General features: G+C 74.0%; 25 protein-coding genes. 12 read left to right on the top strand and 13 right to left on the bottom strand.

What is annotated here, in order from left to right; all coding sequences use genetic code 11:
• Positions 1–57 precede the first annotated feature (57 nt).
• The 4 genes from ACZ2G1_RS09945 (at position 58) to ACZ2G1_RS09930 (ending at position 2,577) form a co-directional block, all read left to right on the top strand.
• Positions 58–1,077: a bile acid:sodium symporter gene (locus tag ACZ2G1_RS09945; RefSeq protein ID WP_470376646.1), complete on the top strand. Its 1,020-nt coding sequence runs from the start codon at positions 58–60 to the stop codon at positions 1,075–1,077.
• Positions 1,074–1,664, top strand: a complete 591-nt coding sequence (locus ACZ2G1_RS09940; protein WP_035925287.1) for a hypothetical protein — start codon at positions 1,074–1,076, stop codon at positions 1,662–1,664. Before ACZ2G1_RS09945 ends, ACZ2G1_RS09940 begins: the two co-directional genes overlap by 4 nt.
• Positions 1,665–1,825: 161 nt before the next feature.
• Complete coding sequence (locus ACZ2G1_RS09935; protein ID WP_426120626.1) at positions 1,826–2,311, top strand: pyridoxamine 5'-phosphate oxidase family protein; 486 nt, start codon at positions 1,826–1,828, stop codon at positions 2,309–2,311.
• An 83-nt stretch (positions 2,312–2,394) separates the two neighbouring features.
• Positions 2,395–2,577 carry a PspC domain-containing protein gene (locus ACZ2G1_RS09930; protein ID WP_017834030.1) on the top strand — a complete coding sequence of 61 codons (183 nt, stop codon included), beginning with the start codon at positions 2,395–2,397 and terminating at the stop codon, positions 2,575–2,577.
• Between the two features lie 3 nt (positions 2,578–2,580).
• On the opposite strand, the gene ACZ2G1_RS09925 is transcribed toward ACZ2G1_RS09930, so the two are convergent.
• Entirely contained in the window at positions 2,581–3,033 is a 453-nt protein-coding gene (locus tag ACZ2G1_RS09925) for a MarR family winged helix-turn-helix transcriptional regulator (protein ID WP_470376645.1), read from the bottom strand.
• Positions 3,034–3,135: 102 nt separating this feature from the next.
• Here ACZ2G1_RS09925 and ACZ2G1_RS09920 point away from each other — a divergent pair, with 102 nt between their 5' ends.
• Positions 3,136–3,819, top strand: a complete 684-nt coding sequence (locus ACZ2G1_RS09920; protein ID WP_470376644.1) for a maleylpyruvate isomerase family mycothiol-dependent enzyme — start codon at positions 3,136–3,138, stop codon at positions 3,817–3,819.
• Between the two features lie 48 nt (positions 3,820–3,867).
• Here the strand turns inward: ACZ2G1_RS09920 and ACZ2G1_RS09915 are convergent, their stop codons facing one another.
• From ACZ2G1_RS09915 to ACZ2G1_RS09905, 3 genes are all read right to left on the bottom strand, one after another.
• Positions 3,868–4,893, bottom strand: a complete 1,026-nt coding sequence (locus ACZ2G1_RS09915) for a LacI family DNA-binding transcriptional regulator (protein ID WP_229587110.1) — start codon at positions 4,891–4,893, stop codon at positions 3,868–3,870.
• Positions 4,894–5,061: 168 nt separating this feature from the next.
• Positions 5,062–6,360, bottom strand: coding sequence for an MFS transporter (locus tag ACZ2G1_RS09910; RefSeq protein ID WP_017834026.1), 1,299 nt, complete (start codon positions 6,358–6,360; stop codon positions 5,062–5,064).
• A gap of 77 nt (positions 6,361–6,437) precedes the next feature.
• Positions 6,438–6,806 carry an L-rhamnose mutarotase gene (locus ACZ2G1_RS09905; RefSeq protein ID WP_284563147.1) on the bottom strand — a complete coding sequence of 123 codons (369 nt, stop codon included), beginning with the start codon at positions 6,804–6,806 and terminating at the stop codon, positions 6,438–6,440.
• 333 nt (positions 6,807–7,139) lie between these two features.
• Here ACZ2G1_RS09905 and rhaI point away from each other — a divergent pair, with 333 nt between their 5' ends.
• The 4 genes from rhaI to ACZ2G1_RS09885 are packed head-to-tail and all read left to right on the top strand — an operon-like array spanning position 7,140 to position 14,447.
• Positions 7,140–8,306, top strand: coding sequence for an L-rhamnose isomerase (rhaI, locus tag ACZ2G1_RS09900; protein ID WP_017834024.1), 1,167 nt, complete (start codon positions 7,140–7,142; stop codon positions 8,304–8,306).
• A 41-nt stretch (positions 8,307–8,347) separates the two neighbouring features.
• Complete coding sequence (locus tag ACZ2G1_RS09895; protein ID WP_017834023.1) at positions 8,348–10,393, top strand: bifunctional rhamnulose-1-phosphate aldolase/short-chain dehydrogenase; 2,046 nt, start codon at positions 8,348–8,350, stop codon at positions 10,391–10,393.
• 5 nt (positions 10,394–10,398) lie between these two features.
• The gene (locus tag ACZ2G1_RS09890; RefSeq protein ID WP_017834022.1) at positions 10,399–11,871 is read left to right on the top strand and encodes a rhamnulokinase; all 1,473 of its coding nucleotides are present in this window, start codon (positions 10,399–10,401) and stop codon (positions 11,869–11,871) included.
• A gap of 50 nt (positions 11,872–11,921) precedes the next feature.
• Positions 11,922–14,447 carry a glycoside hydrolase family 3 protein gene (locus ACZ2G1_RS09885; RefSeq protein WP_470376643.1) on the top strand — a complete coding sequence of 842 codons (2,526 nt, stop codon included), beginning with the start codon at positions 11,922–11,924 and terminating at the stop codon, positions 14,445–14,447.
• A gap of 84 nt (positions 14,448–14,531) precedes the next feature.
• On the opposite strand, the gene ACZ2G1_RS09880 is transcribed toward ACZ2G1_RS09885, so the two are convergent.
• Positions 14,532–14,741, bottom strand: coding sequence for a hypothetical protein (locus ACZ2G1_RS09880; RefSeq protein ID WP_109269202.1), 210 nt, complete (start codon positions 14,739–14,741; stop codon positions 14,532–14,534).
• A gap of 65 nt (positions 14,742–14,806) precedes the next feature.
• Between ACZ2G1_RS09880 and ACZ2G1_RS09875 the strand changes: the two genes are divergently transcribed.
• Both ACZ2G1_RS09875 and ACZ2G1_RS09870 read left to right on the top strand, forming a co-directional pair.
• On the top strand, positions 14,807–15,601 hold the full coding sequence (locus tag ACZ2G1_RS09875; RefSeq protein ID WP_035925308.1) for a hypothetical protein: 795 nt from the start codon (positions 14,807–14,809) through the stop codon (positions 15,599–15,601).
• Complete coding sequence (locus ACZ2G1_RS09870; RefSeq protein ID WP_470376642.1) at positions 15,598–16,431, top strand: hypothetical protein; 834 nt, start codon at positions 15,598–15,600, stop codon at positions 16,429–16,431. Before ACZ2G1_RS09875 ends, ACZ2G1_RS09870 begins: the two co-directional genes overlap by 4 nt.
• A gap of 18 nt (positions 16,432–16,449) precedes the next feature.
• Here ACZ2G1_RS09870 and ACZ2G1_RS09865 read toward each other — a convergent pair whose 3' ends face one another.
• The 8 genes from ACZ2G1_RS09865 to ACZ2G1_RS09830 all read right to left on the bottom strand — a co-directional run bounded on the left by ACZ2G1_RS09865 (position 16,450) and on the right by ACZ2G1_RS09830 (position 23,445).
• On the bottom strand, positions 16,450–17,235 hold the full coding sequence (locus tag ACZ2G1_RS09865) for a VOC family protein (protein ID WP_470376641.1): 786 nt from the start codon (positions 17,233–17,235) through the stop codon (positions 16,450–16,452).
• A gap of 137 nt (positions 17,236–17,372) precedes the next feature.
• Positions 17,373–18,512 carry an NAD(P)/FAD-dependent oxidoreductase gene (locus ACZ2G1_RS09860; RefSeq protein WP_470376640.1) on the bottom strand — a complete coding sequence of 380 codons (1,140 nt, stop codon included), beginning with the start codon at positions 18,510–18,512 and terminating at the stop codon, positions 17,373–17,375.
• A gap of 55 nt (positions 18,513–18,567) precedes the next feature.
• Positions 18,568–18,774: a hypothetical protein gene (locus ACZ2G1_RS09855; RefSeq protein WP_035925322.1), complete on the bottom strand. Its 207-nt coding sequence runs from the start codon at positions 18,772–18,774 to the stop codon at positions 18,568–18,570.
• A gap of 45 nt (positions 18,775–18,819) precedes the next feature.
• On the bottom strand, positions 18,820–19,734 hold the full coding sequence (locus ACZ2G1_RS09850) for an EamA family transporter (protein WP_095649915.1): 915 nt from the start codon (positions 19,732–19,734) through the stop codon (positions 18,820–18,822).
• 34 nt (positions 19,735–19,768) lie between these two features.
• A complete protein-coding gene (locus ACZ2G1_RS09845; protein WP_095649914.1) occupies positions 19,769–20,641 on the bottom strand; it encodes an N-acetylglucosamine kinase in 873 nt (290 codons plus the stop codon).
• Positions 20,642–20,744: 103 nt separating this feature from the next.
• Positions 20,745–20,966: a hypothetical protein gene (locus ACZ2G1_RS09840; protein WP_035925329.1), complete on the bottom strand. Its 222-nt coding sequence runs from the start codon at positions 20,964–20,966 to the stop codon at positions 20,745–20,747.
• A 271-nt stretch (positions 20,967–21,237) separates the two neighbouring features.
• Positions 21,238–21,996 (bottom strand): dienelactone hydrolase family protein, encoded by a 759-nt coding sequence (locus ACZ2G1_RS09835; RefSeq protein ID WP_470376639.1) that lies wholly within the window; start codon positions 21,994–21,996, stop codon positions 21,238–21,240.
• 6 nt (positions 21,997–22,002) lie between these two features.
• Complete coding sequence (locus ACZ2G1_RS09830) at positions 22,003–23,445, bottom strand: sodium/glutamate symporter (protein ID WP_109244261.1); 1,443 nt, start codon at positions 23,443–23,445, stop codon at positions 22,003–22,005.
• Positions 23,446–23,584: 139 nt separating this feature from the next.
• On the opposite strand from ACZ2G1_RS09830, the gene ACZ2G1_RS09825 reads away from it, so the two are divergent.
• Complete coding sequence (locus tag ACZ2G1_RS09825; protein WP_109244262.1) at positions 23,585–24,619, top strand: DUF368 domain-containing protein; 1,035 nt, start codon at positions 23,585–23,587, stop codon at positions 24,617–24,619.
• The last annotated feature ends 52 nt before the right edge of the window (positions 24,620–24,671 follow it).

Raw genomic sequence — 24,671 nt, 5'->3', positions numbered from 1 at the left:
TGCGGACCGGCGACGGCCGCCGGCACCCCCCGGAGGGTCTGCCCCTAGGCTGGGCGGGTGAACGCACCGACAGCCGTCGCACGGGCCGAGCGCCACCAGGTGGCGGTGTACCTGGTGGCCATCGCGGCCGCGGTCCTCGTGGGCTGGACGGTGCCCGGCGCGCCGGCGCTCGCCCCGGCCATCACCCCGGTCCTGGGGCTGCTGCTGTTCGCCACGTTCCTGGCCGTCCCGTTCGCCGCACTGGGCCGGGCCTTCGCGGACCTCCGCTTCCTCGCGGCACTGCTGGTGGTGAACTTCGTGGTCGTCCCGGTCGTGGTCCTCGGGCTGTCCCGGCCGGTCGCCGGGCACGAGGCCCTGCTGCTGGGCGTGCTGCTCGTGCTGCTGGCCCCCTGCGTGGACTACGTCATCGTCTTCACCGGCCTCGCCGGGGGCGCCGCCGACCGGCTGCTGGCGGCCGCCCCGCTGCTGATGCTCGCGCAGATGCTGCTCCTGCCCGCCTACCTGCTGCTCCTCGCCGGCCCGGAGGCGGTGGCCCTGGTGGAGCTGGGCCCCTTCGCGGAGGCGTTCGTGCTCCTGATCCTGCTGCCCCTGGCCGCGGCGGCGGCCGTGCAGCGGGCGGCGTCCCGCTCCAGCGCGGCCCGGCGGCTGGAGTCCGCGACGGGCGCGGCGATGGTGCCGCTGATGGCGCTGACCCTGTTCACCGTGATCGCCTCGCAGGTGCGCGGGGTGGGGGAGCAGCTGCCCCACCTCGCGGCGGTCGTGCCGCTCTACGCCGGCTTCCTGGTGCTCATGGTCCCGATCGGGATCCTGGCCGCCCGCCTGGCCCGCCTGGACGTGCCGGTCTCCCGGGCCCTGGTCTTCGGCGGGGTCACCCGCAACTCCCTCGTAGTGCTCCCCCTGGCCCTGGCGCTGCCGGAGCGGCTCGCGCTGACGCCGTTCGTCGTCGTCACCCAGACCCTGGTCGAGCTGGTGGGGATGGTGGTGCTGGTGCGGCTGGTCCCCGCGCTGGTGCGGGACCGCGATCCACGACACAGTGGGGGCACCACCCCGTCCCACCGAAAGGCACCCCGCCCATGACGCAGCGCCTCCGCCCCGCCACCCAGGCCCTCCGACTGTGGGGTCCGCGCCAGTGGGGCGTCGCGGTGCTCGCGGGGCTCGCCACCGCCCTGGTCCTGGGGCTCGCCACCGTGCTCATCCCCAACGGCGTCTTCAGCCGCGAGATCCCGCCCGTGTGGTGGAACTACCCCGTCTGGATCGCCACCTCGGCGCTCACCGGTGTCCTCGTGGCCTCCTACGTGTCCCCCGTGGCCGGCGGCACCCCGCTTCCCGGGGACGACGACGTCGCCGCGGCCACCGTGGCCCGGGCCGTCGAGTCCGGCGAGCGCCGCAGCGCCCGGCTGGGCGCGGTCGGCACGTTCGCCGCCTGGTTCGCCGTGGGCTGCCCGGTCTGCAACAAGCTCGCGCTGCTGGCCCTCGGCTCCACCGGGGCCCTGACGTGGTTCGCGCCCGTCCAGCCCTGGCTGGGGGTGCTGGCGCTCGCCCTGAGCGCGTTCGCCGTGGTCCACCGCCTCGCCGGGCAGATGGCGTGCCCCGTGAACCTGCCGGTCTCCACCGCGCGCAACGCGGTGGTCCCGGCCGCCGCCGAGGCGCCGGAGGGCCGGTAGGAAGGGTCGCCGCGGCGGTCCTCCCCGCGGCCTGGCCGGGGCCGTTCGCCGGCCCACCCCTCGTGCGACGCGCTCGGGGTTCATAGGCTGGCCCTCCGCGCCGCGGACCGCAGTTCAGCAGTCGAACACCGTCAGCAGTCCACCGAAGAAGGGACCTCCCCATGACCGACCAGGACAACGGCACCGCCAAGGTGCGCCAGCTCATCAAGGACACCCGGATCGCCATGCTCACCCACGCGGACGAGCACGGGAACCTGATCTCCAAGCCGATGGCCACGCAGGACGTGGAATTCGACGGCACCGTGTACTTCATCGCCGAGCGCACCTCGGACCAGGTCCAGGACCTGCAGCAGCGGCCGGCCGTGAACGTCGCCTACGCCGGGGACGGCGCCTGGGTCTCGCTGACCGGGACGGCGCTGGTGCTCAATGACGAGGCCAAGCTCAAGGAGCTGTGGGACAGCTTCACCGGCTCCTGGCTCGAGGGCGGGCCGGAGAACCCGAACAACATCCTCATCGAGGTCACCGGCCGCTCCGCCGAGTACTGGGACACCCCCGGCGGCGGCAAGGTCACCCAGGTGGCCAACCTCGTGAAGTCCAAGGTCACCGGCGACACGATCAAGGGCGACAAGGGCGTCGTCGACCTCTGACGCCGGCCGGGGCCGTCCGCTCCGCCCGGACCGGACGGTCCCGCCCCCGGGCGTGTCCCGGGGCGCGTTGGTAGGATCCGGGCATGAACACTTCTCTGGTCCGCCCCCGCAACGGCAAGCTCATCGCCGGCGTCTGCGCGGCCCTGGCGGCCCGCTTCGGACTGCCGAAGTTCCTCCTGCGGCTGGGCTTCATCGTCTTCGGCCTGGTGGGCGTGGGGGAGCTGGTCTACATCGCCCTGTGGATCATCATCCCCAAGGAGGCCTGAGCCTCACCCCTGCTCCTCCGGCCCCGCGTGCGGGTCGGTGATCTCGCGCAGTGCTGTAAGCGCCTCGCGCAGGTGGCGCATCCTCCGTTCGCCCAGGTGCGCACTCCACTCCGCCTCGATCCGGGCCTCCTCCGTGCGGGCGATCGGCACGAGCTCCATTCCCCGGCCCGCGATCCGCACCAGCCGCGCCCGGGCGTCGCGGGGGTCGACCGTGCGCTCCACGTAGCCCGCGCGCTCGAGCCGGTCCACCAGCACCGTGGCCGTCTGCTTGGCCACCTGCGCCTGCTCGGCCAGCTCGGACAGGCGGGTCCCGTCCGGGCCGATCCGCGCCAGGATGCGCGCCTGCGGCACGGTGAGGTCCGAGTAGCCGGCCCGACGCACCGCCTCCACGATCCGGTTCTCCGCCGAGCGGTGCGCGATGAACATGAGCACCCCGATGTTGAGCTGTCCTGTCATGCCCGCCCCTCGAAATAGTCCTATGAACGAACTATAATAGGGTCACCCGGAGGACACGAGGGGCCCGGTGACGGCCCCGTCCGCGGGCGAGGAGGCAGGACCATGAGCACGGTCCGGAAGGACAGCACGACCGGCCCGATGGGCGACGACGACGTCTGGGCCGTGATCGACCTTCAGCGCCGGCGCACGGCGGACCTGCTCGCCGGGCTCTCCGGGGAGCAGTGGGACCACCCGTCGCTGTGCGAGGGATGGACGGTGCGGGACGTCGCCGCCCACCTGACGCTGCAGCAGCTGGGCCTCGGCGCCGCGCTGCTGTCCGCGCTGCGGCACCCGGGCGGCCTCAACCACGTCATCCTCGAGTCCGCCCGTGACCGCGCCCGCCGTCCGGCGGACCGCCTGGTCGCAGGAATCCGCGCCACGGTGGGCTCCCGGCGGCACAACGTGGGTGTGACGAGCCTCGAGACGCTGACCGACATCCTGGTGCACGGCCAGGACATCGCCGTGCCGCTGGGCCTCGAGCTCGAGATGCCCCCGGAGGCCGCGGCCGTCGCCGCGGAGCGCGTGCGGTCCACCGGGGGCACGCGCACGGCGCGGGTGTTCCGGCACCTGCCGCTGGAGGGCTTCCGGTTCGTCGCCACCGACGTCTCCTGGGTCGCGGGCGAGGGCCCCGAGATCCGGGGACCGGCCGCCGCGCTGCTGCTCCTGCTCACGGGGCGCCGCGCCGGGCTGGACCGGCTGGCGGGAGAGGGGGCCGAGATGCTGCGGCACCGGCTCGCGCCCGCGTGACTCCTGGGCCCACGCAGCCCCAGGGGCCCGGGCGAGGCGCTCGGCGGCTCAGGCCGCGGGGCGGGTGGAGTCCCGGACGACGAGCTCGGGCTGGAAGCTCACGTGACGGTGGTGGTGGCCGGGGTCGGTGATCTCGTCCTCCAGCAGCTCCACGGCCGTGCGCCCGATCAGCCGCGCGGGCTGGCGGATCGAGGAGAGCGGGACGATCGCCGAGGTCGCGAAGTCGATGTCGTCGTAGCCGATGAGCGCGATGTCCTCGGGCACCCGGACGCGGTGGGTGAACGCGAAGGCCTGCAGCAGCCCGAGCGCCAGCAGGTCGTTGGCGGCGAACACGGCCTCGGGGCGTCGCCCCGGGGGGAGTTCGAGGATCTGCTCGCCGACCCGGCGTCCCTCCAGCACCGTCAGGGCGGTGGTGCCGAAGGACTCCAGGGACGCACCGGGCACGGCCTCGACCGCCCGCTGCGCCCCCGCCCGGCGGTCGCGGACCTGGTGCAGGGAGTCGGGGCCGCCCACGTAGGCGATCCGCCGACGGCTCGTCCCCAGGAGGTGCGCCACGGCCGCGCGGCCGCCCTCGACGTCGTCCACGGCCAGCGAGCAGTACTCGCTGGGAGCCGCGTGCTCGTCCACCAGCACCACCGGGGTGCCGCGGGAGCGCAGGACGTCGACGCGGGCCCGCTCCGGGGTCTGGGGGGTGACGAGCACGCCCCGGACCCGCTGCTCCTCGAACAGGTCCAGGTACAGGCTCTCCCGCTCGGGGGAGAGCCCCGCGTTGCCGATGATCACTGCCTGGCCCAGCCGCTCGGCGGCCGTCTCCGCGCCCAGGGCGATCTCGTTGTAGAACGGGTTGGCCGAGTCCTGCACCACGAGCCCCACGGTGCGCGAGCGGCCGGCCTTGAGCTGGCGCGCGACGTCGTTGCGGACGTAGCCCAGGTCCTCGATGACCCGGAGCACACGGCGGCGGCGGTCCTCGGAGACCACCTCGGGGCGGTTGAGGACATTGGAGACGGTGCCGATGGACACCCCGGCCTCCCGGGCCACCTCCTTGATGCTCACCGCCGGTCGCGCAGGGGTCACGTCGTCACTTTCCCTCGGAACTGTCCAGGTCCTCGATTCTAACGATCCGGCCGCCCGACGTGCCCGGCGCGCGGGCGGGCCGCGGTCCCCTCGACGCGCCGGGCCGCGGCTCCTCGGCCGGCGCGCCGAGGAGCCGCGGCCCGGTGGTCTCGCTGCGGTCCGCCGCGCTCAGCCCACCGGCTGGGCCGGCCGGGAGGCGGGCGTCCCGTAGCGGTCCTCCTCGATCTGCTCCAGGCTCTTGCCGCGGGTGTCCGGGGCGCCGATCACGCCGACGAGCAGTGCGACCAGGAGGGCGCCGATCATGATCATGCCCACGAAGGGCACGCCGTGCTCGGCGAGCAGGGTGGGGAACCAGTAGCTGAGCAGGCCCACGACGATGCGGGCGACGAAGAACAGCACGCCCTGCGCGCTGGCACGGTAGCGGGTCGCGAACATCTCCGCGGCCCACAGGGCGTAGAACGCCTGGGCGCCGATGCCGGCGGACACGCCCCAGAGCACGGCGAAGAGGATCAGCACCGGCATGGTGACGTGGGCGAAGACCAGCAGCACCCAGGCGGCGATCCCCAGGAGCGCCCCGATGCCGTAGAGCAGGCGCCGGTCGACCCGGTCGCCGTAGCGCATGAAGCCGAACCAGGTGGCCAGCACCGTGAAGCTCCACAGCAGCACCTGGAGCAGGTTCTGCTGGGTGGCCGACTCGACGCCGGCGGTCTCGTACACCCGCGGCATGAAGATGCCCATCTGCCCCGCGACGAGGTTCCACAGCGCGTACACGCCCACGAGGAAGAGCAGCGCCTTGAGGTTGGTGCGGTTGGTGAGCAGCTCGCGGTAGTTGCGCCGCTTGATCCCGGTGGCCTCCGAGGCGCGCCGCTCCTCGTCGGACTTCTTCCAGGTGTGGGACTCGGAGAGGCCCCGGCGGACCCACCAGGTGACGAAGGCGACCACGAACAGGTGGGCGAAGACGATGCGGGTGCCCAGCAGCCCCAGCGGCACCACGAAGGTGGCGAACAGGAACACCAGCGCCGGGGCCAGGGACCACGCGAACTGGGCGGTGCCCACGTGCTTCGCCCGGGCCTCGGACGGCGCCTCCTCGGCGATGTAGGTCCAGGCCACGGGAACACCGGCGCCCACGGCGATGCCGGTCAGGACCACGCCGAGCACCAGCATCCACGGCGCCACGGCGAAGATCACGAAGGCGGTGCCGATCATGTACAGGATCAGGTCGTAGGTGTAGATGAACTTGCGCCCGTACCGGTCGCCGAGCGGCCCGCCGATCAGCGCGCCGAGGGCCGCGCCGAAGGCGTTGGCGCTGAGCGCGGCCACGAGGCCGACGGCGAGGTTCGTGAAGCCGAAGTACTCCTGCCACAGGCTCAGGCTGGTGGCCAGCGCGATGATGGACCCGGCTTCGATGTAGTTGGACATGGAGACCGCGATGGTGGCCTTCCAGCCCCCGAGCTTCGTGGTGGTCATGGGTGATCCTTCGGTGACGGTGACGGTGACGGTGACGGTGACGGTGACGGTGGTGCCGTGCGGGTGGTGGTCCCGGCTCAGGCCAGGTGGAAGTACGGGAGGAGCGGTTCGGGGTGCGACCCCTCGACGAAGTACTGGGCCATCTCGGCCTGCCAGCGCGCGTTGACCGGGTGGTCGTCCATGAGCGTCTGGGCGGACGCGACGTCGTCGGCCTCGAAGCAGCCCACGACCAGGCCGTCCTCCGGGTGCAGGAACAGGGAGTAGTTGCGCCAGCCGGTCTCCCGGAGGGCGGCGAGCATCGCGGGCCAGACCTGCTGGTGCACCTCGACGTACTCGGCGAGCTTCTCGGGGCGGACGTGGAGGAGGAAGCACCGGCGGGTGCGGGTGATCTCCTCGGGCAGCTCGATCAGCTCCTGCAGCGTCACGGCGGACGGGTGGGCGCCCATGCGGGACTCCTTCGTGGTGGGGCCGTCGGAACGACCGGCCGGGGACGAGAGACGGCGATGCTCCGCGGCGCGGGGCGGACGTCCCGCCGACCGCGGCATGTGAGGTGCCTCTCAGTACCGAGCCATCGTAGTCACACTTTGAGTCGTTTCAATACCCCCGCCACAGTTTTCTCCGAGGATGCCTTGCGCGGAGAAAGGGCACCCCGCCGCCGTCACTTCCGGTGGGCCTTGACGTGACCGGGGTCACCGCATATGGTCATGAAACGATTCAATACCTGACCACGCCGCCGTCCCGGTCGCGTCCCCGATCCCCGCACGGAAGATGTGAAGCCCATGACTGCATTCGACGACATCGCGCCCCAGCTGGCCGCCCAGGCCATCGAGCTGCCCTCGTGGGCGTTCGGCAACTCGGGGACCCGGTTCAAGGTCTTCTCCACCCCGGGCACCCCGCGCACGGTCGAGGAGAAGATCGCCGACGCCGCCACGGTGCACCGGTTCACCGGACTGGCCCCGACCGTCGCCCTGCACATCCCGTGGGACCAGGTGGACGACTACGGGGCCCTGGCCCGGTACGCGGCCGACCAGGGGGTGGCGCTGGGCACGATCAACTCCAACACCTTCCAGGACGACGCCTACAAGTTCGGCTCCCTCACCCACTCGGACCCCACGGTGCGCCGGAAGGCCGTCGACCACCACCTGCGGTGCCTGGAGATCATGGCCGAGACCGGGTCGCGGGACCTGAAGATCTGGCTGGCCGACGGCTCGAACTACGCCGGCCAGCAGGACCTGCGCGGACGCCAGGACCGGCTGGCGGAGTCGCTGGCCGAGATCTACGCCCAGGTCGGGGCGGAGCAGCGGCTGGTGCTGGAGTACAAGTTCTTCGAGCCGGCGTTCTACCACACCGACGTCCCGGACTGGGGGACGGCCTGCGCCCAGGTCACCGCCCTCGGGGAGCGGGCGCTGGTCTGCCTGGACACCGGCCACCACGCCCCCGGGACCAACATCGAGTTCATCGTGATGCAGCTGCTGCGGCTCGGGAAGCTCGGCTCCTTCGACTTCAACTCCCGCAACTACGCCGACGACGACCTCATCGTGGGCGCGGCGGACCCGTTCCAGCTCTTCCGCATCATGGTCGAGGTGATCCGCGGCGGGGCCCTGGACCCGGACTCGGGCGTGGCCTTCATGCTCGACCAGTGCCACAACGTGGAAGAGAAGATCCCCGGCCAGATCCGCTCGGTGCTCAACGTCCAGGAGATGACCGCCCGCGCCCTGCTGCTGGACCGGGTGGCCCTGACCGCCGCCCAGGAGGCCGGCGACGTGCTCGGCGCCCACCAGGTCCTGATGGACGCCTTCTACACCGACGTCCGCCCGGCCCTGGCGGACTGGCGCGAGGCCCGCGGCCTTCCGGCGGACCCGATGGCCGCCTACGCCGCCTCCGGGCACCAGCAGCGCCTGGCCGCCGAGCGCGTCGGCGGCACCCAGGCCTCCTGGGCTTCCTGACCTCACCCCCTGCACACCACCTCGCAGAGAGACACCTGATCATGCAGACCACCACGCACTCCGTCGTCGCCGACCTGATCGTCCGCTCCAACCGGCTCGGCGCGGACCCGAAGAACACCAACTACGCCGGCGGGAACACCTCCGCCAAGGGCACCGCGACCGATCCCGTCACGGGCGAGGGCGTCGAGCTGCTGTGGGTCAAGGGCTCCGGCGGTGACCTCGGCACCCTCACCGAGAGGGGCCTCGCCGCGCTGCGGCTGGACCGGGTCCGCGCGCTGACCGGCGTCTACCGCGGGGTCGAGCACGAGGACGAGATGGTCGCGGCCTTCGACTACTGCCTGCACGGGGCGGGCGGGGCGGCGCCGTCCATCGACACCGCCATGCACGGGCTGGTCGACGCCCCGCACGTGGACCACCTGCACCCCGACTCCGGCATCGCGGTCGCCACCGCCGCCGACGGGGAGCGGCTCACCGCCGAGATCTTCGGCGGGAAGGTCGTGTGGGTGCCCTGGCGCCGCCCCGGCTTCCAGCTGGGCCTGGACATCGCGGCGATCAAGGACGCGAACCCGGAGGCGATCGGGTGCATCCTCGGCGGGCACGGCATCACCGCCTGGGGCGCCACCAGCGAGGAGTCCGAGCAGAACTCGCTGTGGATCATCCGCACCGCCGAGCAGTACATCGACCAGCACGGCCGGCCCGAGCCCTTCGGCCCGGTCCTGGACGGCTACGGGGCGCTGCCCGAGGCGGAGCGTCGGGCCAAGGCGGCGGCCCTGGCCCCGGTGATCCGCGGGCTGGCCTCGCACGACCGTCCGCAGGTGGGCCACTTCACCGACGACGCCCGGGTGCTGGAGTTCCTCGCTGCCGCCGAGCACCCGCGCCTGGCCGCACTGGGCACCTCCTGTCCGGACCACTTCCTGCGCACCAAGGTCAAGCCCCTGGTCCTGGACCTGCCCGCCGGCGCCCCGGTCGAGGACTGCGTCGTACGGCTGAAGGAGCTGCACGAGGCCTACCGCGCGGACTACCAGGACTACTACGACCGTCACGCCGGCCCGGACTCGCCCGCGATCCGCGGGGCGGACCCGGCGATCGTGCTCGTCCCCGGGGTGGGCATGTTCTCCTTCGGCAAGGACAAGCAGACCGCCCGGGTGGCCGGGGAGTTCTACCTCAACGCGATCAACGTCATGCGCGGGGCCGAGGGCATCTCCGCCTACGCCCCGATCGACGAGGCCGAGAAGTTCCGCATCGAGTACTGGGCCCTGGAGGAGGCCAAGCTCCGGCGCATGCCCGCGCCCCAGCCGCTGGCCACCCGGATCGCCCTGGTCACCGGGGCGGCCTCGGGCATCGGCAGGGCCATCGCCACCCGCCTGGCCGCCGAGGGCGCCTGCGTGGTCATCGCCGACCTGGACGCCGAGAAGGCCCGCGCCGCGGCCGCGGAGCTCGGCGGGACCGACGTGGCCGTCGGCGTCGCCGTCGACGTCTCGGACGAGGCCGCCGTGCAGGCCGCGATCGAGGCGGCCGTGCTGGCCTTCGGCGGGCTGGACCTGGTGGTCAACAACGCCGGCCTGTCGCTGTCCAAGCCGCTGCTGGAGACCACCGAGGCCGACTGGGACCTGCAGCACGACGTGATGGCCAAGGGCTCCTTCCTGGTCTCCAAGAACGCCGCCCGCGTGCTCATCGCCCAGGGGCTGGGCGGGGACATCGTCTACATCTCCTCGAAGAACTCGATCTTCGCCGGGCCCAACAACATCGCCTACTCCGCCACCAAGGCCGACCAGGCCCACCAGGTCCGGCTGCTCGCCGCCGAGCTGGGCGAGCACGGGATCAAGGTCAACGGCATCAACCCGGACGGCGTGGTGCGCGGCTCCGGGATCTTCGCCGGCGGCTGGGGCGCCAAGCGCGCCGCGGTCTACGGCGTGCCGGAGGAGGAGCTGGGCGCGTACTACGCCCAGCGCACCCTGCTCAAGCGGGAAGTCCTGCCCGAGAACGTCGCCAACGCGGTGTTCGCCCTGTGCACCGCCGACTTCTCCCACACCACCGGCCTGCACGTGCCCGTCGACGCCGGCGTGGCCGCCGCCTTCCTCCGGTGAGCCCGGTGCGCACCACCGCGGCGGTCGCCGCCGTCGACCTCGGGGCCACCAGCGGGCGCGTGATTCTCGGCGGCCTCGTGGACGGGCGGCTCCGGATGCGCCACGTGGCCCGCTTCCCCAACCAGCCCGTGCGCCTGCACGAGGGGGACCGGGCCGGTCTGCACTGGAACATCACCGAGCTCCACCGGTCCGTGACCGCCGGGCTGGCCCAGGCCCTCCGCCAGGAGGACGACGTCGCCTCCGTCGGCGTCGACTCCTGGGCGGTGGACTACGCGCTGCTGCGCCACGGACGGATGCTCGGGGTGCCCTACCACTACCGGGACGAGCGCACCGCCGCCGGGGTGGCGGCGGTGCACGCCCGGGTGGGGCGGGAGGAGCTGTACCGGCGCAACGGGCTGCAGCACCTGCCGTTCAACACGGTCTTCCAGCTCGCCGCCGACCGGCTCGCCGGGGACCTGGCCGTGGCCGACCGGGCGCTGCTGATCCCCGACCTGATCGGGTACTGGCTGACAGGGGAACAGGTCGCCGAGGCCACCAACGCCTCCACCACCGGTCTGCTCGACGCCCGCACCGGGCAGTGGGACACCGGGCTGCTGGACGAGCTCGGGTTCGCCCGGGAGCTGCTCGCCCCCGTCGTCGCCCCCGGCACCACGATCGGTGCGCTGCTGCCGGCGGTGGCGGCCGAGCTCGGCGCCGGCCCGGGTCTGCCGGTCACCGCCGTCGGCTCCCACGACACCGCCTCCGCCGTGGCCGCCGTGCCGAGCACCGCCGAGGACGCGGCCTTCATCTCCTCCGGGACCTGGTCGCTGGTCGGCATCGAGCTGGACGCCCCGGTGCTCGGCGAGGAGAGCCGGGCGGCGAACTTCACCAACGAGGGCGGGGTGGACGGGCGGGTCCGCTACCTGAAGAACGTCTCGGGGCTGTGGCTGCTCACCGAGTCCATGCGCACCTGGGACGGGCCCGGCGCCACCGACGCCCAGCGCAGCAGCGACCTCGCGGCCCTGCTCGCCGAGGCCGCCGCCGTGACCCGCCCCGTGGCCGTCTTCGACGCCACCGACGACCGCTTCACGCCCCCCGGCGACATGCCCGCACGCATCACCGCCTGGTGCCGGGAGCACGACGTCGAGCCCCCGCGCGGCCGCGCCGAGGTGGTGCGCTCGATCCTGGAGTCCCTGGCCGCGGCCTACGCCACCACGATCGAGCAGGCCGAGCGGCTGTCCGGGCGGAGCATCCGCACCGTGCACGTGGTGGGCGGCGGCTCGCAGAACGCCCTGCTGTGCCAGCTCACCGCCGACCGCACCGGCCGCACCGTGCACGCCGGCCCCGTGGAGGCCACCGCGATCGGCAACGTCCTGGTCCAGCTGCGGGCCGCCGGCGTCCTCTCCGGCACCCTGGAGGCCCTGCGGGAGCTCGTGACCCGGACGTTCGAACCCGTCCGCTACGAGCCGCGGGTGCTCAGCCCCGCCCGCCGGTCGTGAGCGATCTGTGGCACGGTGAGGAGCACGCCCCGGGAGAAAGCGACACCGCCATGACCGACGCCACCCGGACCTCCGGCCGGGCCGCCCGCCTCACGGAGCTCGTCGACCGGCTCTCCCTGGCGGAGAAGGTCCACCTGCTCACCGGCGAGACCGCCTTCACCCTGCCCGGCAACGAGAGGATCGGCCTGGCGGCCCTGGCCTTCTCGGACGGTCCCACCGGCGTCCGAGGGCTGACCTTCGTCGGTGGGGACGCCGTGGCCCTGTTCCCCAGCGCGACCCTGATCGCCGGGGCCTTCGACGACGGGATCGCCGAGGAGGTGGGGCGGATGCTGGCCGAGGAGGCCCAGCGCCAGCACATCCACGTGGTCCTCGGTCCCACGATCAACCTGCACCGGACCCCGCTGGGCGGGCGGCTGTTCGAGGCCTACTCCGAGGACCCGTACCTCACCGGGCGCACGGCGGCCGCCTACGTGCGCGGCATGCAGGAGCGCGGGACCGCCGCCTGCCTGAAGCACCTGGTGGCCAACGAGTCCGAGACGCTGCGCAACTTCATGGACTCCCGGGTCCCGGAGACCGCACTGCGCGAGCTGTACCTGCTGCCCTTCGAGATGGCGGTCCAGGACGCGGGCGCCTGGTCGATGATGGCCGCCTACAACGATGTCAACGGGGTGGCGGCCACGGAGCACGACCACGTCCAGAACGGGATCGTCAAGGGCGAGTGGGCCTGGGACGGGCTGATCATGAGCGACTGGTTCGCCACCAAGCGCACCGCGGCCTCCGCCAGCGGCGGCCTGGACCTCGTCATGCCCGGCCCCGGCGGGCCCTGGGGCGAGCGCCTCGTGACCGCGGTCCGGGCCGGTGAGGTCGCCGAGGAGACGATCGACGACCACGTGCTGCGGCTGCTGCACCTGGCCGAGCGGGTCGGCGGGCTCACCCCGCCGGGGCGGCAGTCCCGCCCGTGGGCCCAGGACCTGCCCGCGGTGGACTCCCCGCAGCGGAAGGAACAGCTGCGCCGGATCGCCGTCCGGGGCATGACGGTCGTGGCGAACGACGGCGTCCTGCCCCTGGCCGTGGAGGGGAATGCCGGCCAGGACGTGGCGCTGATCGGACGGCACGCTATCGACACCGTTGACATGGGCGGGGGCTCGGCGGTCGTGAACCCGCCCTACCTGTCCACGATCGCCGAGGGGCTGGCCGCGCTGCTCGGGGACCGCGTGCGCGTGGCCGACGGACCGGCCGTGCGGACCCGCCCGGTCCCCGCGGACCCCGCCTTCCTCACGGATCCGGCCACCGGAACCCCGGGGATGCAGGTGGTGCTGCTCGGCGCCGACGGCACCGAGCTCACCCGGTACCACTCCGACTCCCCGGCGATCTCGCTCGACGGGCACGACGACCTCGGCGAGGTCCCGGCCACCGCGGTGCTCACCACCATCCTGGCCAACGACGCGGGACCGGTGCGGCTGGGCGCCGTCGGCGCCGGGCGCTGGGACCTGGTGGCGGAGGGGCAGGAGCTGTCGGCCGAGCTGCGCCTCGAGGGGCAGGACCCGGGCGAGGCGATGCTGCGCCCACCGGCCTTCGCCGAGACCGTGGAGCTGCCGGCTGCGGCCACCCTCACGGCCACCGTGGCGCCGGCCCCGGTCGACTGGCGGGAGGTGCTCCTGGGCGATCCGGGTCTGGGACTGGCCGAGGAGAGCCACCTGCTGCAGATGGCCACGGCGGGCAAGACGGCCCTGGTGGCCGCCCAGGCCCCGCGCCCCGACGACGACCTGCTCGCCGCCGCCGAGGCCGCGGCGGCCGCCGCCGGCACCGCCGTCGTCGTCGTCGGCCTGACCGAGGAGCAGGAGACCGAGGCCGCCGACAAGACGACCCTCGTCCTGCCCGGGCGCCAGGACGAGCTCGTGCGACGCGTGGCCACCGCCGCCGAGCGGACCGTGGTCGTCGTCAACGCCGCCACCCCCGTGCTCATGCCCTGGCTGGACCAGGTGGACGCGGTGCTGGTGGCCGGGCTGCCGGGTCAGGAGGGAGGACACGCCGTGGCCGCCGCCCTGACCGGCGCACTCGAGCCCACCGGGCGACTGGTCACCTCCTGGCCCGCCGCGGACGGGGCGGCCCCGGCGTGGGACGTGGTCCCGGACGGCGACCGGGCACTGAGCTACGACGACGGCACGTTCATCGGCCACCGCGGCTACAACGCCGGGCACGCCCCCGCCCCGCTGTTCTGGTTCGGGCACGGCCTGGGCTACGGCACCTGGGAGTACGGGACCGTGCGGGCCCGGGCGGGCGAGGGCGGACCGGTGGTGGACGTCGAGCTCACGAACACCTCGTCCCGGGCGTCGCGGGAGACCGTGCAGGTCTACCTGGACCCGGCCGAGGACGACCAGCCGATCCGCTTGATCGGCTACCAGGGGGTGGACGTCCCCAGCGGGGCCACGGCCGCCGTCAGGGTGCGCTGCGACGACCGGCTGCTCCGCCGCTGGGACGACGCCGCCGGCACCTGGGCACCCCTGGCCGGGGGCGGGGAGCTCGTGCTCGCCCGCGGGCTGGGGGACGTCCGGGCACGGGTTCCCCTGGCCTGACGGTGGGGACGTCCCTGCGCGCGGGGCCGCAGGGACGTCGTGCCCGTCCGGACGCCCGGTGACGCGCCGGGACGGGCCCGTGGATCAGACCATGAGGTCGCGCCGCTCGAAGGCAGCGGCGCCCCCTGCCGCCGCCAGGACCGCCGGCGCGGCCAGCAGCCCCAGACCGGACCAGTCGACGCCGGTGGCCGGCGGTTCGGCGCCGATGTACCAGTGGAAGGGGGAGATCCGCTCCATCCAGGGCGCCTCCCCGACCCGGACCTCGAGGTCCACGCCGTGGAGGGACCCACCCATCCGATGCCGCCCCGGCGCCGAACATCCTCACGAGAGCACCCCATCGAGGAGGAGAAAGAGGCGTCATGGCCTTCGACATCGACCGGTTCGCCGAGGAGTCCACCAGTCTGCACTGGGAGGACCTGGGGCTCGAGGCCCTGCGCGAGGACCCCCTGCCCCCGGAGACGTTGCGCACGCTGCGGTACATGTGCGACGTCGAGTTCCACACCGTCTGCTACCTGCGGGACATGCTCGTCAGCCCCTCCCGCAAGGACCCCGAGGTCAGCACCTTCATGACCATGTGGAACCGGGAGGAGTTCTGGCACGGGGAGGCCCTCGCCCACGTGCTGTCCCTGCACGGGATCACCGTGGCCTTCGACGAGCTCAAGGCCAAGCGGGTCAAGCTCGGCTGGCGCGACCGGGTGGGCCCGGTCAAGCAGTCGTTGCTGTCCAACATCGTGGGCACCGACTTCGTCGCCGTGCACATGCTCTGGGGCGCGGTGAACGAACGCTCCGCGGCCGCCGCCTACCGGCGCCTGGCCGCGCTCGAGGACCACCCCGTGCTGGCCCCGCTGCTGCGGCGCATCGCCGCGCAGGAGACCAAGCACATCGCGTTCTACACCACCCAGGCCCGGGCCCGGCTGCAGGACAACCCGAAGGCGCAGAAGCTCGCCCGCCTGGCCCTGCGCACCGCCTGGCAGCCGGTCGGCTCCGGGGTCTCGCCCGAGGAGGAGGTCACCCACGTCATGGGCCACCTCTTCGCCGGGGCCGAGGGCCGCCGGGAGGTCGACGCCATCGACCGCCAGATCGCGAAGCTGCCCGGCATGGCGGGACTGACGGTGGTGGCCGACGCCCTGGACGCCCGGGGCGTGGCCGCGTGAGCGCGAGCAGCACCTCCGCGGTGGGCGGCCCCCGGTCGGACGTGCGCCCGCCCCGGTTCGACGTGCGCGCCTACGCGCGCGACCCGCACGCGCTGCGCCCGGCCGACCTCGACCGCCAGGCCCTGAACGACCTCGCCCCCGGGACCCTGGAGGTGCTGGCGCACCTGTGGTGCGTCGAGCGCGGCCTGCTGGACCGGCTGCGGGACCTGCTGGTCACCCCCACCCACGCCGAGGCCCGGGTGACGGCCTTCCTCACCGCGTGGGCCTACGAGCAGCACTGGCTCGCCGAGACCCTGGGAGCTGTCCTGGCCGCCAACGGCCGCACCGCCCGGGAGCCCGCCGACACGCCCCTCGGCCGGGCCCGGCGGACCTGGGACGAACGGGCCCGGCCCGCGCTCGGCGCGGTCTCCAGCAACCTGCTGGGCGCTGAGACCACCGGCGCCCAGATGGTCACCGGAGGACTCGACACCGCCGCGATCGCCGCGGTCTACCGGCGCCTGGGGGCCGTCGAGCCCCGGCTGGCCGGCACGGCCCGGGAGATCGTGCGGCTGAAGGAGCGGCACCTGGCGTTCTTCGCCGAGGAGGCCGGAGCGCGATTGGCCCGCAGCGCGAGCGCGCGCCGGCTCGCCCGCTCCGGGGCGGCCCGGTGGCGGTGGCCCGGCACCCGCTACGGCGACCCTGGTCCGCACCGGGCGTGGGTCCGCCGGCTGTTCGCGGACCCGGCCGCCCGCGCCGACCTGCTGGCGGTCGACGAGGACCTCGCCGCGCTGCCCGGTCTGGCCGGCGCCCGCCCGGTCGCCGCGGCGCTGGGACGCCTCGACCGGGGCTGAGGCGCCCCGGCAGCGAAGCTACATCTCCTCCTGCGGGGTCATCAGCACGAAGAGTTCCTGGTCGGGGCCCGCGACGGCCGCCATCCGCCCGTACTCGAAGTCGGAGGGCTCCTGGACGACCGACCCCCCGGCCTCGCGCACGCGGCGCACGGCGGCGTCGACGTCCTCGACCTGGAACGCGACCGACCAGCCGGGCCGGGCGTCACCGGCCGCGGGGTCCAGACCGCCGATGCCGCCGGCGGGCATCTGCCCGCCGGGAACGGTGAACAGGGCGTAGGGCATCCGGTCGTCGCCGATGTCCTGGTAGGCGTAGCCGAAGACCGCGGCGTAGAAGCCCCGGGCGGCGGCGGGATCGCCGGTCATGAGATCGCACCAGACCACCGCGCCGGGCTCCCCGTACGCCTCGAAGCCGGTGTGCTCGTGGGCCTGCCACATGCCGAAGGCCGCCCCGGTGCGGTCGACCCACATCCCCATGGAGCCGAAGGCCCCGACCTCCATGGGCTCGAACACCGGGGTGGCCCCGGCCTCGACCGCCAGGGCGGCATGGGCGGAGATGTCCTCGGTGGCCAGGTAGACCGACCAGACGTGCGGGGCGTCCGCCATGCCCTCCATGGTGGGGGAGAGCCCGGCGACGGCCCGACCGCCGAGCAGCGCGTTGCAGTAGCCGCCGTACTCGGGCTGGGACTCGGAGTAGGTCCAGCCGAGCACGTCGCGGTAGAAGGCCTGGGTGCGGCCCAGGTCAGAAGCCATCAGGTCCACCCAGCAGGGCGTGCCGGCCGACCAGGGTTCGGTGTGCGTGGTCATGGCGAGGGTCCTTCCGGGAAGCGGGTGCAGCGGTGCTGCCGGGGGTCCGCCACGGCGTCCGGGACCCGGACACGGTGCGGTGTGACCTCCGACACGTTCCAGGCTAGGCGCCCGCTCGGACGCGCTAACGGGTCCGCTCAGCCGGCCGAGCGGCCCAGCTGCTCCCCGTGGTGGAGGTGGCCGGGGACCGTGCCGGTCAGCACGGTCCGGGCGAGCGCCTCGCCGAGCGCGGGGGCCTGCTTGAACAGGTTGTGCCCGGCGAGGGCGGTGAGCCCGTCCTCGGACCAGATCCCCACGCCGTCGTCGCCCCAGGGCAGCCGGGTGACCCAGCAGTGCACGTGGTCCACCGGGCGCGGGTCCAGGCCGGGCAGGGCGCGCCGCACGTAGGCCACGGTCCGGTCGGCCAGGGCGGCGAGCGCCGCGGGATCGGCGAGGCCGCCGTCCGGGTGGGCGGGCGTGTCGGCGCTGAGGCCCACCGAGAAGTGGCGGCCGTCCGGATACGGCGCGGCGTACACGCCGGTCTCGCCGAAGGCCCCGCTGCCGTCCTGGAAGGTCGGCAGGCCCCGGGCGGCACCGGGGGACGCTCCGTCCGGGACCGGACCGTGACGGGCCGGTCCGTCCGGGGCCAGGGCGAACGTGATGCGGACGTGGGCGCCCACCGCCACGGGCAGGTCGAGCCCGGCGCCGCGGGCCAGCGGGGCGGTGCCCCGGCCGGCGCACAGCACCACGTGGTCGTAGGTCTCGCAGGTGGTTCCGGTGCGCACCTCCACCGCTCCCGTGCCCGTGCGCCGGACCGCGAGCACGTGCTCGCGCAGCATCGACCCCTCGAGCCGGCGCGACAGCGCCGCGACGGCGGCGAGGGTGCGGATGGCGCCGCCGCGGACGTCGAGCATCGCCGGGCCGGTCCAGTCGGCGAGCAGCGGCAGCCGCTCGTGCAGCTCCGCGGGCGACAGGCGCCGCACGGGGACGTCCTCGAACGGCTCCAGGGTGCGGAGCTTGCCCTCCACGCCGTCCCCGATCGCCACGGCGCCGTCGGGGGAGACCAGCTCGACGCCGAACTCCTGCTCCCACTCCCGCCACAGGGCCCGGCTGCGGGCGACCAGCGCCACCAGCCGGGGGTCCTCGTGGGCGTGCCGGAAGATCCGGCCCTGCCCGGCGGACTGCCCGCTGCCGGGCGGCCCGGACTCGTACAGGGTCACGTCGGCGCCGCGCGCCCGCAGGGCGTGGGCGGCGGCCAGGCCCACGATGCCCGCGCCGACCACGGCCGTGCGGGTCACCGGAGGACTCCGGGGACGCTCGTCACACCGGTCGGGCGCGCGGCCGTCCGGGCGCTCAGCTGTCCTGCCCGGGGTCGGTGCTCTCGCCGAGGATGTCGTCGAAGGCCTCCCGCACGGCCTGCCGGGTGGCCAGGCGCACGCTCGCCGCGCCCTGCTTGTCCGCGGTGTCGGCGTTCTCGATGTTGCTGCGCTCCTCGCGCTCCTGCTCCAGGGCGTGGTCCCGGGCGGAGCGGATGCGGTCCATGATCTCGTTGGCTTCCATGGTCTCCATCCCATCACGGCCGTCCGACATTGAACAGGGGGCTGATCAGTTTTCGCGGGCCGCCGGGTCCGCCGCGGCGTCCGCGGCGAGCTCGGGGGAGCTCCCGCCGACCATGACCACGGCGCTCGCGGCCACCACCAGGCCCATGCCCACGAGCTGCGGGCCCGTGAGCGCCTGCCCGAGCACCAGCAGCCCGGCGAGGGCCGCGACCGCGGGCTCCAGGCTCAGCAGGATCCCGAAGACCTTGGGCGGGATGGCCCGCAGCGCGAGCAGCTCAAGGGAGTAGGGGACCACGGAGGAGAGCATCGCGATCCCCACCCCCGCGCCCAGCACGCCCCACGTCAGGGCGGGGACGTGCGCCGTGAGGACCCCCACCGGGGTGACCAGGACCGCCGCCACGACCAGGGCCACGGCGAGACCGTCCAGCTGGTCGAAGTGCCGGCCCGCGGACCGGCTGCCCAGGATGTAGGCGGCCCAGCCCGCCCCGGCCAGCGCCGCCCAGGCGATGCCGGCGAGGTCGAGCTCCGGCCACGGCACGGTGAGGGCCTGGGAGATGAGCACGATCCCGCCCAGGGCCGCCGCCACGGCGAGGACGTCCCGGCCGCGGCGGGAGAGCACGGCGGACAGGGCGAGCGGGCCCAGGAACTCGATGGTCACGGCCACGCCCAGCGGGAGGGTGGCCAGGGACTGGTAGAACGCGAAGTTCATGCCGGCCAGGGCCGCCCCGAAGAACAGACCGGACCGCCACGCCTCCCGGCTCCGGCCGCGCAGCCGCGGCCGGATGACGGCCAGCATGATCGCGGCGCTGATGAGCAGCCGCATGGTCACCGTGGCGGACGCCCCGATCAGGGGCACCAGGACGGCGGCGAGGGCCCCGCCGAACTGGACGGAGACGACGGCGGCCAGCACGTAGAGGGTCGGGCGCAGCCGGGGGCCGCGGGCGGGAGCGAGGGTGGTCACCCGTTCAGGGTAGGGCTCCCCGGCGGCTCTGCCGTCACCGGCGCTCGCCGAGACGCAGGGCGCCGTGCACGGGATCGCGCTCGAGCACCCGCAGCTCCCCGAGACCGCGGGCCGCGGCGGCCTGCTGCAGCCGGTCCCGCAGCAGCGGCTGGTGCCGTGCCAGGCCACCGCCCACCACCACCGGGCCGGTCAGCTCCAGCCGCCGGGACACGGTGGCGGCGAGGTCGGCCAGCGCCCCGGCCGCGCGCTCCACCAGCTGCAGGGCGTCGTCGTCGTGCGCCGCGGCCTCGAAGGCGACCCGGGAGAGCCCGGCCCAGAACCCGCGGTCCACGCCGCTGTGGAAGCGCTCGATGAGCTGACCGGGCTCGGGAATCCCGCATTGCGCCAGCACCGCCCGGTCCAGGGCGTCGGGCCGCAGCCCGTCGTCGAGCCGGGCGAGGGCGCGGCGCACGAGCTCCCGGCCCAGCCAGTAGCCGCTGCCCTCGTCGCCCAGCAGGTGCCCCCAGCCGCCGGCGCGCGCCTCCCGGCCGTCCGGGGCGGCGCCCCAGGCGGCGGAGCCGGTGCCGGCGATGACCGCGATGCCGGTGCTGCACCCGCCGGCGGCCAGGACCAGCCGGGTGTCGTGCACGACGACGATCCGCGCCGCCCCCGTGTGCGGGGCGATGAGCGCGCGCAGCGCCTCGGCGTCCGCGGGCGTGTCGACGCCGCCCGCCCCTGCCACGACCACGTCCGCGGCGGAGGCGCCCAGCTCACCGAGGACGCCGGCCAGGGCGCGGGAGGCCTGGGCGGGACTGACGTTCTGCACGTTGGCGCTGCCGCCGACGACCTCCTGCACCGGGCGGCCGTCCTCGGCCCGCAGGCCGTGGGTCGTGGTGCCGCCGATGTCCAGGCCGATGAGGATGCTCATGGGTCCATCCTGCCGTGCGCGGCCGGGCCGGCCCAGGGCACGACGACGCCCGACCGGGCGCCGGTGCGAACCGGCCCGATCGGGCGTCGTGGACCGTGTCCGGTCAGGCCGCGAGGGCCAGGGGCGCGGGGCGCAGGCGGCAGTCCTCGAAGGAGAACAGCCGGCGGACGCCGGTGCCGGCCTCGAGGACCCACAGGACGCCCAGGGGGTGCGAGACCTGCCCCACGGTGCCGACGCAGCTCTCGTAGAACTCGTCCCAGATCTCGAGCCGGTCGCCGGGCTGGATCTGGCTCAGGTCGGTCATCCACTTCTCAGCAGCGGTCATTCCGCCACCTCCCATCAAGTCTTCGTTCGTGTGTGCTTCCATGGTGCACTGTCCGAGGTGACCTGCGCAGCGACCCCGATTTGACAAACGGCCCGCGGGTCTTGAGCTTCGTCACACCCCCGTCCGGTCGGCAACCTGCAACGGTTGCCCGGAGGGTGCCGAGGGCGGCGTTCTGTGACGGCCGTCCCGGCCGGGCGCGTGAACAACAACACGTCACGAAATCGTCGTCGCACACCGTCATCCGTGTCGTGCGCGCCCTCGTGCCGGGTGCTCAGCCCTCGGAGCCCTGCGCTCCGTCCGGACCGGCCGGCTCCCGCAGGTGCCGGTCGAAGAACGCGACGATCCGGCGCCGGGCGTCCTGGGTGGCCGGGTCGTCGTAGGCCGTGCGGCTGAACCGGCCGAGCACCCGCAGCATCGGCGAGAGGTCCTCGGGGTCGTGGTCGTTCATGAAGCCGTGGCCCACCCCGGGGTAGATCCTGATGTCGTGCGCCACCTCGGTCTCGGTGAGGATGCCCTCCAGGCGGCGGCCGGCGTCGGCGCCCAGGGGAGTGGTGTCCGCCCCGCCGTAGCTGCCCACGATGGGGCAGGCGTCCGGGAGCCACTGCTCGGCGCCCTCGGGGCATCCGCCGTAGTTCGTGCTCGCGGCCGAGAACCCGTGCTCCACGGCGAGGGCGAGCGCGTAGCCGCCGCCCATGCAGAAGCCGACGACCCCGATCCGGCCCGTGCAGTCGGGGCGCGCGGCGAGCCAGGACCGCGCCGCCTCGACGTCGTCGAACGTGCGTCCCCGGCGGGCGCCGATGTCCTTCATGATCGTGCGCAGGCAGCGGAGCCGGCCGCCCCAGTGGAAGAGATCCGGGGCCACGGCGAGGAACCCCTCGCCCGCCAGCCAGTCCGCCTGGTGGCGCAGGTCCTGGCTCATCCCGGTGAAGTCGTGCACGAGCACCACCCCGGGCCAGGGCCCCGGGCCGTCGGGCACCGCCACGTGGACGGGCATCTGCCCGTGACCGGTGGCCACGAGGACGTCGCTCATGGCCCGTCAGGCCTGCCGGGCGTGCACGGCGTCGGCGGAGCCGGCCGCCACGAGCCGGCGGCGGTAGGCCATGCCGCCGACCAGCGCCACCACGAACAGCACCGACATCACGACGAGCAGCGGCCACGGGCCGAACTGGTAGATCAGCGGCACCGAGGCGGCGGTGATCAGCCCGCCGCCGAAGAACGGCTCGAAGAACAGCTGCTTGTAGCCGAAGGCCTCCATCGCCGGGCTCTCGTCGTGCGGGTCGGCGATGCGCATCAGGATGAGGCCGGTGGCGGTGACGCCCATGGACTGGCCGAAGTCCGCGATGCCGCGCTCGAGCCAGTAGTCGGGGATGACCTTGGGCACGAAGAGGAGCAGGAAGCCGGTGCAGAAGACGACGCCGGCGACGGACAGGACCAGGAAGACCTCCCAGTTCGCGGCGATCGCGGTGAGGGACAGGGTCGCGATCGCGGCGAGGATCAGGAAGTCGAGGGCGAGCCCCTGGATGCGCAGCATCATCTGGTGGTCCAGCAGGTGGCCGATGCCCCGCCAGTCCATCACCAGCTGCACCACCACGCCGCCCAGCATGGCGAGCGGGAACAGGGGCACGAACGCGAGCAGCTCCACGGTGTCCGCCCAGAGGGCCTGCTCGACCCACTGCAGGGCCGTGAGGATGAGGTAGCCGATGAGGATCGCGATGCCCACCACGGCCACGTGCAGGGTCAGCGGCTCGATCGAGGCCGGCCGGGAGGTCATCATGGCCGCGGGGATGTTCTCGTCCCGGCGGTAGAGGCCCTTCTGCTCCTCGACGGACTGCTCCACGTTGCCCTTGAGCACCTTGGTGCGGCCGGTGCGCACACCCCAGTTGATGACGGCGATCCCGATGACGATGCCGCCCACCAGACCGATCGTGGCCATGCCCAGGGCCAGGTCCGCGCCCTCCTCGAAGCCGAGCTCCTCCATCACGGGGCGCATCCCGGCCGCGGTGCCGTGGCCGCCCTCGAAGCCGATCTCGATGAGGGCCCCGGCCATGGGGGAGATCCCGAACAGGGGACCGAGGACCGCGATCACCAGCAGCAGGCCGACGACGTACTGGCCGGAGCCGAAGGCGAGACCCACCGACAGCTGCGGGCCGGCGAGCCGGGCGACGCGCCGCGGACCGGGGATGGACGCCCCGAGGAAGAGCGTCGCGAAGACCACGCTGATGAGCAGGCTGGGCAGGGCGGCCCAGACCTCGAGGATCTCCGGGGTGAACACGCCCCCGTCCGCGAGCCAGCCGACCCCGGCGGCCTCCCCGACCCGGCCCAGGACCTGGGGCCCGGCGAGCAGGGCGAGGAAGCCCGCGATGATGGAGCTGGGCAGGAAGATCTTCTGGATCCACCGCACCCGGACCCGCAACCACTTCCCCACGAGGAACAGCGCTGCCAGCAGGATCAGGGCGAAACCGACGTGGTTGGGGCTCATGGCGGGCTCCTGGGTCGAAGGCTCGTGCGGTCGGGCCAGTCTACGCACGCGTGTCCGGCGGCACACCCGGGGCCGCCGGGGCGGGCGCCCGCCCCGGTACCCTGGCAGGCGTCCCCTCTTCCCCTGCCCAGGAGCACCTGTGACGCCCTCGTCGCCCCCGGACCGTCCCTCGACACCGCCGGCCACCACGACCACCGCCACGACCACCCCCGGCGGGGAGGTCCGCCGCAGCATCCCGGGCAACGTGGTGCGCGGCGCGCTCATCGGCGTGGTCGAGACCGTCCCCGGGGTCAGCGGCGGCACCGTGGCCCTCGTGGTCGGCATCTACGACGAGCTCATCAACTCCGCCGGGCACGTGGTCTCCGCCGGCAGGCGGGCGCTGCTCGGGCCCGACCGCGCCGCCGGGGTGCGCCACCACCTGGCCCGGGTCCACTGGCGGATCGTGGTGCCCGTGGTGATCGGCATGGTCGCGGCCCTGCTCACCGTGGCCGGGCCCATGAGCCACCTCGTCGAGGAGTACCCCGTCACCATGCGGGCGCTGTTCTTCGGCATGGTCCTGGCCTCCATCGGAGTGCCCCTCCGTCTGGCGGGCGGGGCCCTGCGGGCCCGGGACGCCGCCGTCGTGGCGCTCGCGGCCGTGCTCGCGTTCGTGCTCGTGTCCGTGCCGCCCACCACGGTGGCCCCCGCGCCGCTGCTCATCGTGCTCGCGGCCATGGTCGCGGTGTCCGCGCTGCTGCTCCCCGGGCTCTCCGGCTCCTTCCTGCTTCTGACGATCGGGCTCTACCAGCCGACGCTGCGGGCCGTCGACGAGCTCGACCTCGGCTATCTGTCCCTGTTCTTCCTCGGGGCGGCCCTGGGCATGGTGGTCATCGTCAAGGGCCTGCAGTGGCTCCTCGACCACCACCACCGCGTCACCATGCTGGCGCTCACCGGGCTCATGCTCGGCGCCCTGCGCACGCTGTGGCCCTGGCAGCTCGAGGACCGCACGCTGCTCTCCCCCGAGGGGGACTGGTGGATCCAGCTGCTCGCGGCGGCGGCCGGCTGCGTCGTCGTCCTCGCCCTGCTGGCCGTCGACGCCCGCACCCGGGCGCGCACCGGGCACGGCTCCCAGGAGGAGCTCGCCGGCGTCGAGTCCGGCGACGACGCCGACGAGGCCACCGACAGCACCCGGTAGACGGCCCCGGGCCGGCCGCGACAGACTGGCGGGAGACACCCCGCCCGCGGCT

The organism is Kocuria sp. KKT182, assembly GCF_055635395.1.
The sequence above is the reverse complement of the archived record's forward strand: the minus strand, read 5'-3'. Positions and strand labels throughout refer to the sequence as shown.